The following is a 9,008-nucleotide window of genomic DNA, read 5'->3' on the forward strand; positions in this document are numbered from 1 at the left end:
GCCGGCTTCTTCTATCACCTGATCCTGGCGTGTTCGGCCCTGATCGCCGCCGGCGTGCCGGGCTTTGAGATCGCCATCATCCTATTCGTTCTCGTCGTCGTGTCCTGGCTGTCTCAAAATGCCGCCCGTGGCCCTGGCGCCGCCTATGTGCCCAACTGGTTCGACCGCTGGGCCTGACGCGTCTGCGCTTCCGGGGCGGACCCGGGAGCGCCCATAAACCGTGCAGAACCGAGCCTTTCCGCCAGAACGGGCTGGAAGGAGGGCAGGGTGGGCTATACTGCTTTCCTGATTCGTTCTTCTGGAATGCCCGCCCATGTCCGACACCGACACCATGCCGCCTGCCGACGACCAGCGCGTCGTCGATCTCAAGCAGGCGCTTGAAGAGCGGTATCTGAGCTACGCGCTCTCCACCATCACCCAGCGGGCGCTGCCCGATGCGCGCGATGGGCTGAAACCGGTGCACCGGCGCATCATCCACGCGATGCGTCTGCTCAAGCTCGATCCGGGGCAGGGCTACAAGAAGTCGGCCCGCATCGTCGGCGACGTGATCGGCAAGTTCCACCCCCATGGCGACCAGTCGATCTATGACGCGCTGGTGCGCATGGCGCAGGATTTCGCGCTGCGCTATCCGCTGGTCGATGGGCAGGGCAATTTCGGCAATATCGATGGCGATGGCGCCGCCGCCATGCGCTACACCGAATCCCGCATGACCGATGTGGCCACGCGCCTGCTCGAGGGCATCACAGAGAACGCCATCGACTTCAAGCCCACCTATGACGGGGAAGACGAGGAGCCGGTGGTGCTGCCGTCCAACTTCCCCAACCTTCTGGCCAACGGTTCCACCGGCATCGCCGTGGGCATGGCAACCTCCATTCCGCCCCATAACGTCTCCGAGCTGTGCGATGCGGCGCTGCATCTTATCAATGTCAATCCAGAGGCTTCCGCCGAAGATTTGACTCAATTCGTCAAGGGCCCGGATTTCCCCACCGGCGGCATTCTGGTCGAATCGCCGTCCTCGATCGCCCATTCCTACGCCACCGGGCGCGGCTCGTTCCGCGTGCGGGCCAAATGGCATGTCGAGGAAACCGGGCGCGGCGTCTACCTCATCGTCGTCACCGAAATTCCCTACGGCGTGCAGAAATCGCGGCTGGTCGAGAAGATCGCCGAATTGTTGCTGGCCAAGAAGCTGCCGCTGCTCAAGGACGTGCGCGACGAAAGCTCGGACGATATCCGCCTTGTGCTCGAGCCGCGCGCCCGCACTGTCGATGCGGTGATCCTGATGGAGCAGCTGTTCAAGACCACCGATCTGGAAAGCCGCTTCCCGCTCAATCTCAACGTGCTCGACAAGGGCGCCGTGCCGCGCGTGATGAGCCTGGCGCAGGTGCTCAAGGCCTGGCTGGAGCACCGCAAGGAAGTACTGGTGCGCCGCTCCACCCACCGGCTGGAGCAGATCGCCCACCGGCTCGAAGTGCTGGCCGGCTACATCATCGCCTATCTCAATCTCGACGAGGTCATCCGCATCATCCGCGAGGAGGACGATGCCAAGGCTTCGCTGATGGCTACGTTCGAATTGACCGATGTACAGGCCGAAGCCATCCTGAATATGCGCCTGCGCTCCCTGCGCAAGCTCGAGGAAATCGAGCTGCGCAAGGAACATGCCGACCTCACCGAGGAAAAGGGGCACCTCGAAGCCCTGCTGGCCTCCGACAAGCGCCAATGGGGCACGATCAGCAAGGAAATCGAGGCGCTGAAAAAGGTCTATCCGCTGACCAACGCCGATGGTTCGCCCCATGCGCTGGGCGCCCGCCGCACCGAATTGGGCGATGCGCCCAAGACCGATCTGGCCGAAGTCACCGAAGCCTTCATCGAGCGCGAGCCGATCACCGTCATCCTCTCGGAAAAGGGCTGGATCCGCGCCCCGCGCGGCCACGCTATTGAAGTCAACGATGATCGCGGCTTCAAGACGGGCGACCGGCTGAAGCTGTCGCTCAAATGCGAGACGACGGACAAGCTGCTGATGCTCACCACCGGCGGCAAGGTCTATACGCTGGCCGGAGACAAGCTGCCCGGTGGGCGCGGGCAGGGTGAGCCGGTGCGCATCATGGTCGATATCGAGGAGGGGCAGGATATCGTCGATATCTTCGTCTATCGGCCGGGCAGCAAGCGCATCATCGCCTCCACCGCCGGCTATGGCTTCATCGTTTCCGAAGATGACATGATGGCCAATACCCGCAAGGGCAAGCAGATCCTCAATGTCTCTATCCCTGACGAAGCGGCGCTGCTCGCGCCCCTCAATGGCGACCGGGTGGCCGTGATCGGGCAGAACCGCAAGCTGCTGGTGTTCCCGCTGGCGCAACTGGCCGAAATGGGCCGGGGCAAGGGCGTGCGCCTGCAACGCTACAAGGATGGCGGCATTTCCGACCTCAAGACCTTCTATGCCGCCGATGGCCTCACCTGGACCGACTCCTCCGGGCGCACCTATACCAAGCCCATGGAAGAGCTGACCGACTGGCTGGGTGACCGCGCCGGCGCCGGCCGCCAGCCGCCCAACGGTTTCCCGCGCAACAATAAATTCGTGGGATAGGGAGCAGCCCATCCGCTCCTGCTCCGGGGACAGCTTTGACAGGGGGCATCACAATGCCTCTTGCCGCTGAGCCTTAATCCAGCGAGAAGGTGAACACCACCGGCAGGTGGTCGCTGCCGGTTTCCAGACCCGCACCCACGCTGTGCACGCTTATGCCGCCCCCGGTCATCACGTGGTCGAGCGGCAGAAAGGGCAGCATGTTTCGCCAGCCGCCCAGATAGTACCAGATCATCGGGAAGGTCGGCAGGTTCAGGGTTTCGCGATGCAGGCCGTTGGCGCTGGCGAAGCCGCGCAGGGCATAGGACCAGGGCGTCGAATTGAAGTCGCCCGCCAGGATCACCGGTTCGTCCACCCCGGCCAGCACCCCCGACAGAGCCTGCAATTGCTCGTCCTGTCGGGCGATGGGGAAGGGCCAGTCCATATGGGTGGTCATCACCGAAAAGGACCGCCCGTCCGCCAGGATCACATGTGCGAGAATATGGGCGGTGCGGATCGTGCCATAGGCGTCGTCGGGGCAGGCACCGTCCTGGTCCTGGACGATGGGCAGGCGCGAATAAAGCCCAAGATTGGCGCGCTTTCCGCCCCGGCAACGCACGAAATAGGGATAGTCGCCGACCAGCAGGGGGTGCAGATCCACCGCCTGGCCGTCGAAATATTCCTGGAGCACGACGATATCGGGATTGGCCGCGTGGATGGCCTGCGCCACCCGCTGCATGTCATAATTCCGTCCGAAGACGTTGTGGGTCATCATGGTGAGCGTGCCGCTCGGCGGGGCCGGGGGGCGAGGGGCCAGACCGCCCAGCATTTCCGGCACCAGGATGATCGAGGAGGCGGCAAGGCCGGCAAGGACATAAAGCACTGCGAGGCGCCACGCCTTTCCGGCCAGCAGCCCCCACACCACCAGCAGCCCCAGCACGCCGCCGGCGAAGAGCAGGATCTGCAGGTGATTGAATAGGTCGAATTCGGGCACGACAAAGCCGAACAGCCCCATCAGCGCCAGGCTGGCTACGCCTAGCGCACCGAGAACGGCGCCGCGCCGGATCAGCTTGAAAAGAAAAATCATCAGGAGGCCAAGCCAGGAAAGCATCGGCGGCAGGGCCGCCGGTCGGTCTTCAATCGAGCAGGCACCAGCCCTGGTTGCCCTTCTGGACTTCGAGGGGGCGGTATTGCGCCTTATAGGCCATTTTCGGCGAATCCTTCACCCAATATCCCAGATAGACATAATCGAGCCCGGCCGAGCGCACCTGCGCGATATGATCGAGGATGAGATAGGTGCCCAGGCTTCGCCGCGCCATGTCGGGATCATAGAAGGAATAGACCATGGAGAGCCCGTCCGGCATAACGTCGGTCAGCGCCACGGCGACCAGTTGCTGCTCGGGGTGCTCGCGCAGGCGATATTCCACCAGCACCGACTGCACCGGCGTGTCCTCGACCATATATTCGTAGTCGAGCGCACTCATCTGCGTCATGCCGCCGCCGGCGTGGCGGCTGTCGAGGTAGCGCTTGAACAGCTCGTATTGCTCGCTGGTGGCCAGGGTCGGGCGCACCGAAACGGCCAGGTCTTCATTCTGGCGCATAACCCGGCGGAAGCGAGCCGAGCGGACGAATTCGCCCGCCACGATGCGCACGGACTGGCAGGCATTGCAGCCTTCGCATGCGGGCCGGTAGATCAGATTCTGGCTGCGCCGGAAGCCGTTGTCGCTCAACAGATGATGCAGGCTCGCCGCCCGCTTGCCCGCCAGATGGGTAAACAGCTTGCGCTCCTGCCTGCCGGGGAGATAGGGGCACGGCATGGCGGCGGTCAAAAAGAGCTGGGTGGTTTCCGGCGTCTGGTCGGTCATTCAAGACCCTTCGATACGTTGGGGAGAGTGTAGCCTCCCCACCCGCACCGGGCAATCGCTCAATACGCCCCTTCCGCCCCTCGTGATCGGGCCTGCCAGTGGCGGACCATGGGCGAGCGGCGCACCATCAGCGTGCCCACGATCAGGTCGTGAATCATCTGCCGGCGCGGGGTGAAGAGCGCGAAAATCAGCGAGAGCGGCCAGGAAATCCAGAAGGTGATCCAGAAGACCAGCGCGTGCAGGAAGGCCATCCACCCGTCCAGCGGCTGGCCGCGCGTCGGCGTCAGCACGATGTCGGTCATCTGCATGCCGATGGTGGCGCGCCGATGCGAGCCGAGCGTCGCGGCGTAGTAGATCACCACCGAGGCGGGAATGACCAGGATCAGCGAGCCCCAAGCCAGCCCGAATGTGAAAAAGCCCAGAATGGCCGCGACGATGCTGAGCGCCATCACCATCACCGCCATCACCGCCATGATCGCCAGGTCGATGAAATAGGCGATGACGCGCCGCGTCAGCACCCCCTCGAAAAGCTCGGGGGCCGTTTCCGGATCGGGCAGGGCAGGGCGGTTGGAAAAGCTCTCTCTCATGGCCCTTAGATTGTCATGCCGGATTGCGAGCGCAAGAGGGAGTTACGCAATATCCGTGGGCCTGCACATCATCCCCTTGGATCGGCGCAGGGGAGCGGCTATCAAGCAGCATAATTATCCCGTCCGTCCCCGCCCCGGCCTCTTTCCCGGCCAGCACATTTTCCAGCACGAGCCAGAAGCGCCATGACTGCGCCGCATACCGCCGACAAGCCCCTGCGCGGCATTTTGCTGATCCTGGGGGCAACGCTGATGTTCGCCTATAACGATTCGACCAACAAGATCCTGCTCACCGACTACAACGCGCCGCTGGTGACGGGAATTCGCTACATCGTCCATACCCTGCTCATGCTGGCCATCGTCGCGCCGCTGCGGGGGCGGGATATGTTTCAGACCCGGCGCACCGGGCTGGTTCTGGTGCGGGCCGCTTGTCTTGCGATGGCCTCCTTGCTGCTTGGATTTGCCCTTCAGCTTATGCCGGTGGCGGAAACCACCGCCATCGTCTATCTGGCGCCGGTGATCGTTTTGGTGCTGGCAGGGCCCTTGCTCAAGGAGAAGGTCGGTCCCTCGGCCTGGCTGGCCGCCGCGCTCGGCTTCGGGGGCGTATTGCTTATCGTGCGGCCCGGCGGCGGGCTCGACCCCCTGGGGGTCATCTTCGTCTTGTGCAACGTCGTGGTATCGGTGGGATATTATCTGCTGTCCCGCCTGCTGGCGCATACCGAACGCACCATCGCCCTGCTGTTCTATACCGCATTGGTGGGCGCCATTGCCTTTGGCATCCTGTTGCCATGGACGGCCACAGGCGCGGCACCCTCGCTCTTGCAAATCATACTGTTCGTCAGCCTGGGGGTCAGCGCTGCTCTCGGCCACTATATGTTCACAGCCGCGTACCGGTTTGCGCCGGCAGCCCTGTTGGCGCCGATGAACTATATTCACCTGGTCTGGACGGCGCTGCTCGGCTGGCTCATTTTCGGCCATGTCCCCGCGCCCCTGAGCCTCGCGGGCATGGGGCTGGTCGCCATCGCCGGGGTGATTACCGCCACGCGTGGGAGACGGCGGCCGGCCTCAGTGCCTAACGATTGAGCCAACGCGCCACTTCCAGCGCGTAATACGTCAACACGCCGCTCGATCCGGCGCGCTTGAAGGCGTGCAGGCTTTCCAGCACCGCCGCATCGCGATTGATGGCGCCGGCCGCCCCCGCCATTTCGATCATCGCGTATTCCCCGCTCACCTGATAGGCGTAGATGGGGATGTTGAAGGCGTCGCGCGCGCGGCGCACGACATCCAGATAGGGCAGGCCGGGCTTGACCATGACGCTGTCGGCGCCCTCGGCGATATCCTGCTCGATTTCGCGCAAAGCCTCGTCGCTATTGGCAAAATCCATCTGGTAGGTGCGCTTGTCCCCCGTGAGCCGGCTTCCCGACCCCACCGCCTCGCGGAAGGGGCCGTAAAAGCAGGAGGCGTATTTGGCAGCGTAGGACATGATCTGGACGTTTGCGCGGCCATCTCCATCCAGCGCGGCGCGGATGGCCGCGACGCGTCCATCCATCATGTCCGAAGGGGCGATGATGTCGGCGCCGGCCTCGGCCTGCACCAGCGCCGAGCGCACCATGACCTCCACCGTCTCGTCATTGAGGATTTCCCCGTTCCGCACCAACCCGTCCTGGCCATTGGCGGAATATTCGTCCAGCGCCACGTCGGCAATGAGGCCGATTTCCGGCACGGCGGATTTGATGGCCGAGAGCGCGCGGCACATCAGATTGTCCGGGTTGTAGGCTTCGGCGGCATCCTCGCTGCGCAAATGGTCCGGCGTGTTGGGAAAAAGCGCCAGCGCCGGAATTCCCGCATCGCGGGCGGCCCGCGCCGCTTCGACGCAAAGATCGACGCTCAGCCGCTCCACCCCCGGCATGGTGCGGATGGCGGTCTTCTCGTTCTGCCCCTCGATGACGAAAAGCGGCCAGATCAAATCCGATGGCGTCAGTACTGTCTCGCGCACCATGGCGCGGCTCCATTCCGCCTGGCGGCTGCGCCGCAGCCGGTGGCCGTTGAGAAATGCCATGTCGTGCTTTTGCCAGGTCGAGGCCATGGGGCGGGCTCCTTGTTTGCCGCCGTCTTAGCAGCGGGGGCGGCGCTCTCCAAGCACCGGCTTGTCGCATAGGGCCGGGGGGAGTAGAACCCGACCATGGATTTCAACAACCAGCCGATCAGCATCTATATCCGCATCGTCGCCATCATCAGCCTGCTGCTGGGGCTCAACGATGCGGCGCGTCTGCTGGGCGTCAATTTGGGCGCCACCAGCCCCATCGCCGCCTTCGGCATGTCCGGTTTCGTCTACCTGGCCATTTTCGCCATGGCGCGGCTCTTTGCGGCCGTGGGTCTGTGGATCAAGACCAGCTGGGGCGCCGTACTGCTGGTGAGCGCGACCGGCGCCGAACTGGTGCTCTATCTGATGGGCAATCCCGACATCCGCATGACCGCTTTCGGCTTCGCCATCCGGCTGGTGCTGCTGATTTCGATCCTCGTCATCTTCGGCCTGTCGGTCCGCCTGCACCGCGCCCGCATCGCCGACTAGCACCGAGGCAGAAGAGCCTTCATCCTCTCGTAAGGTTACAATTTTCTCTATCGGTGTAACGAAGAATAAAGCCAAATTCTCATTGCTTTCCAGTAAGATGGTCTTAATCACGCTGCTTAGGGCGATCTTAGTCCGGGCGCCGTAGTTTGGCCCCATGAGATGCGAAAAATCGCACGGACTGAAAACAGTGAGGCAAAAATGGCAGTCAAATCCAATGCAGCCGAGGTGATCGCTCCCGAGCAGACGCGGAATCTGAAGCCGCTTTACCTGGAAGCGGTTTCCCGCGTCGAACGCCTGCACCGGCGCCTGCTCGATCTCATCAAGGATGAGTTCGACCGCATGGGTTGGGACGACATCAACCCCGTCCAGGCGCTGCTGATGTTCAATATCGGCGATGCCGAGCTGACCGCCGGCGAGCTGCGCTCGCGCGGCTACTATCTGGGCTCGAACGTCTCCTATAATCTCAAGAAGCTGGTCGAGACCGGCTATATCTTCCAGGAACGCTCGCGGTCGGACCGGCGCTCGGTGCGCATCAAGCTGACCCCCAAGGGCGAGGAAGTGGCCGAGGTGATCGACGAGCTCTATGACCGCCACCTCAAGTCCATCGACAAGGTGGGCGGCCTGGGCGACGATGAATTCGACGGGCTCAACAAAGCCCTGGCCCGCCTCGAGCGCTTCTGGGTCGACCAGATCCTCTACAAGCTCTGAACCAGCCGGCGGGGCGCTGTTGCCTCGGCGCCACATACGCCAGCAAATGCCGGTCCTCTGGGCCGGCATTCACATTTGTGCCGCAAACCCGCGCCAACGCGCCTCGTTACGTGGTTCGAAACCATTTTCGCCTAAATCACGGTTGACGGAGTGTGAAGGTTCACATGCGTTTGACCGCGTTGTGAACGAAAAGGTGCGATGGTAGAAGCTGGCCTGTTCCTGGGCTGGAATTTTGGGTGACTCGATGCGGCTGAATAGACGTTCTCTTCTGCGGTACACAGCGATGGCGGGAGCCTCGCTGGCCATGCCGGCCCTGGCGCGGGGGCAGGAGTCGATCTTCGACATGGTCAATCGCGGCAATGTGCTGCGCAATGTCGACAAGGACAGCAACACAGCAGCCGCTCAGGCGCTGATCGCCACCAACGAGCCGATTCTCTCCTTCGATACGGCCTATAATCTGCAACTGGCCATTTCCCAGTACGAACCCTTCGTCGCCAATGGCGGCTGGGAGGAAGTGCCCCAGGAAACCTTCCGCATGATGATCGGCAAGTCGGGCAGCGGGGTTATTCCGCTCAAGCGCCGGCTGATCTCCTCGGGCGACATGGACCTCGTGCCCAATGTCAACGACCTGTTCGATGAAACCACCGACCGGGCCGTGCGCCCCTTCCCGGCGCGCCCTGGGCGGGTGGGCCACGGCCAGGGGGACGAGGCGACCTGGG

Annotated in this window: 8 protein-coding genes and 1 pseudogene; 5 read left to right on the top strand and 4 right to left on the bottom strand. The window is 63.2% G+C overall.

The features are described 5' to 3' along the window. The first annotated feature begins 313 nt into the window (after nt 1-313). A complete protein-coding gene (gene parC / locus VDP82_RS09530; RefSeq protein ID WP_323014616.1) occupies nt 314-2,584 on the top strand; it encodes a DNA topoisomerase IV subunit A in 2,271 nt (756 codons plus the stop codon). Between the two features lie 73 nt (nt 2,585-2,657). Here parC and VDP82_RS09535 read toward each other — a convergent pair whose 3' ends face one another. Genes VDP82_RS09535 through VDP82_RS09545 form a run of 3 tightly spaced genes read right to left on the bottom strand, consistent with a single transcriptional unit; the run spans nt 2,658 to nt 5,012 of the window. Beyond that, a complete protein-coding gene (locus VDP82_RS09535) occupies nt 2,658-3,647 on the bottom strand; it encodes an endonuclease/exonuclease/phosphatase family protein (protein WP_323014617.1) in 990 nt (329 codons plus the stop codon). A 49-nt stretch (nt 3,648-3,696) separates the two neighbouring features. Beyond that, on the bottom strand, nt 3,697-4,425 hold the full coding sequence (locus VDP82_RS09540) for an arginyltransferase (protein WP_323014618.1): 729 nt from the start codon (nt 4,423-4,425) through the stop codon (nt 3,697-3,699). A 59-nt stretch (nt 4,426-4,484) separates the two neighbouring features. Beyond that, nucleotides 4,485-5,012: an RDD family protein gene (locus VDP82_RS09545; RefSeq protein WP_323014619.1), complete on the bottom strand. Its 528-nt coding sequence runs from the start codon at nt 5,010-5,012 to the stop codon at nt 4,485-4,487. Nucleotides 5,013-5,195: 183 nt separating this feature from the next. Here VDP82_RS09545 and VDP82_RS09550 point away from each other — a divergent pair, with 183 nt between their 5' ends. Continuing rightward, nucleotides 5,196-6,092 (top strand): DMT family transporter, encoded by an 897-nt coding sequence (locus VDP82_RS09550; RefSeq protein WP_323014620.1) that lies wholly within the window; start codon nt 5,196-5,198, stop codon nt 6,090-6,092. Here the strand turns inward: VDP82_RS09550 and hemB are convergent. After that, nucleotides 6,082-7,095 carry a porphobilinogen synthase gene (hemB, locus tag VDP82_RS09555; RefSeq protein ID WP_323014621.1) on the bottom strand — a complete coding sequence of 338 codons (1,014 nt, stop codon included), beginning with the start codon at nt 7,093-7,095 and terminating at the stop codon, nt 6,082-6,084. The genes VDP82_RS09550 and hemB overlap by 11 nt on opposite strands. Nucleotides 7,096-7,191: 96 nt before the next feature. Here hemB and VDP82_RS09560 point away from each other — a divergent pair, with 96 nt between their 5' ends. The 3 genes and pseudogenes from VDP82_RS09560 to VDP82_RS09570 all read left to right on the top strand — a co-directional run. Beyond that, complete coding sequence (locus VDP82_RS09560) at nt 7,192-7,581, top strand: DUF6163 family protein (RefSeq protein ID WP_323014622.1); 390 nt, start codon at nt 7,192-7,194, stop codon at nt 7,579-7,581. A gap of 198 nt (nt 7,582-7,779) precedes the next feature. After that, nucleotides 7,780-8,289: a transcriptional regulator LdtR gene (gene ldtR, locus VDP82_RS09565; RefSeq protein ID WP_323014623.1), complete on the top strand. Its 510-nt coding sequence runs from the start codon at nt 7,780-7,782 to the stop codon at nt 8,287-8,289. A 283-nt stretch (nt 8,290-8,572) separates the two neighbouring features. Next, nucleotides 8,573-9,008 (top strand): annotated as a pseudogene (locus VDP82_RS09570) (hypothetical protein); the annotation flags it as partial.

It is taken from the genome of Devosia sp. (assembly GCF_034675085.1).
Lineage (GTDB): Bacteria > Pseudomonadota > Alphaproteobacteria > Rhizobiales > Devosiaceae > Devosia.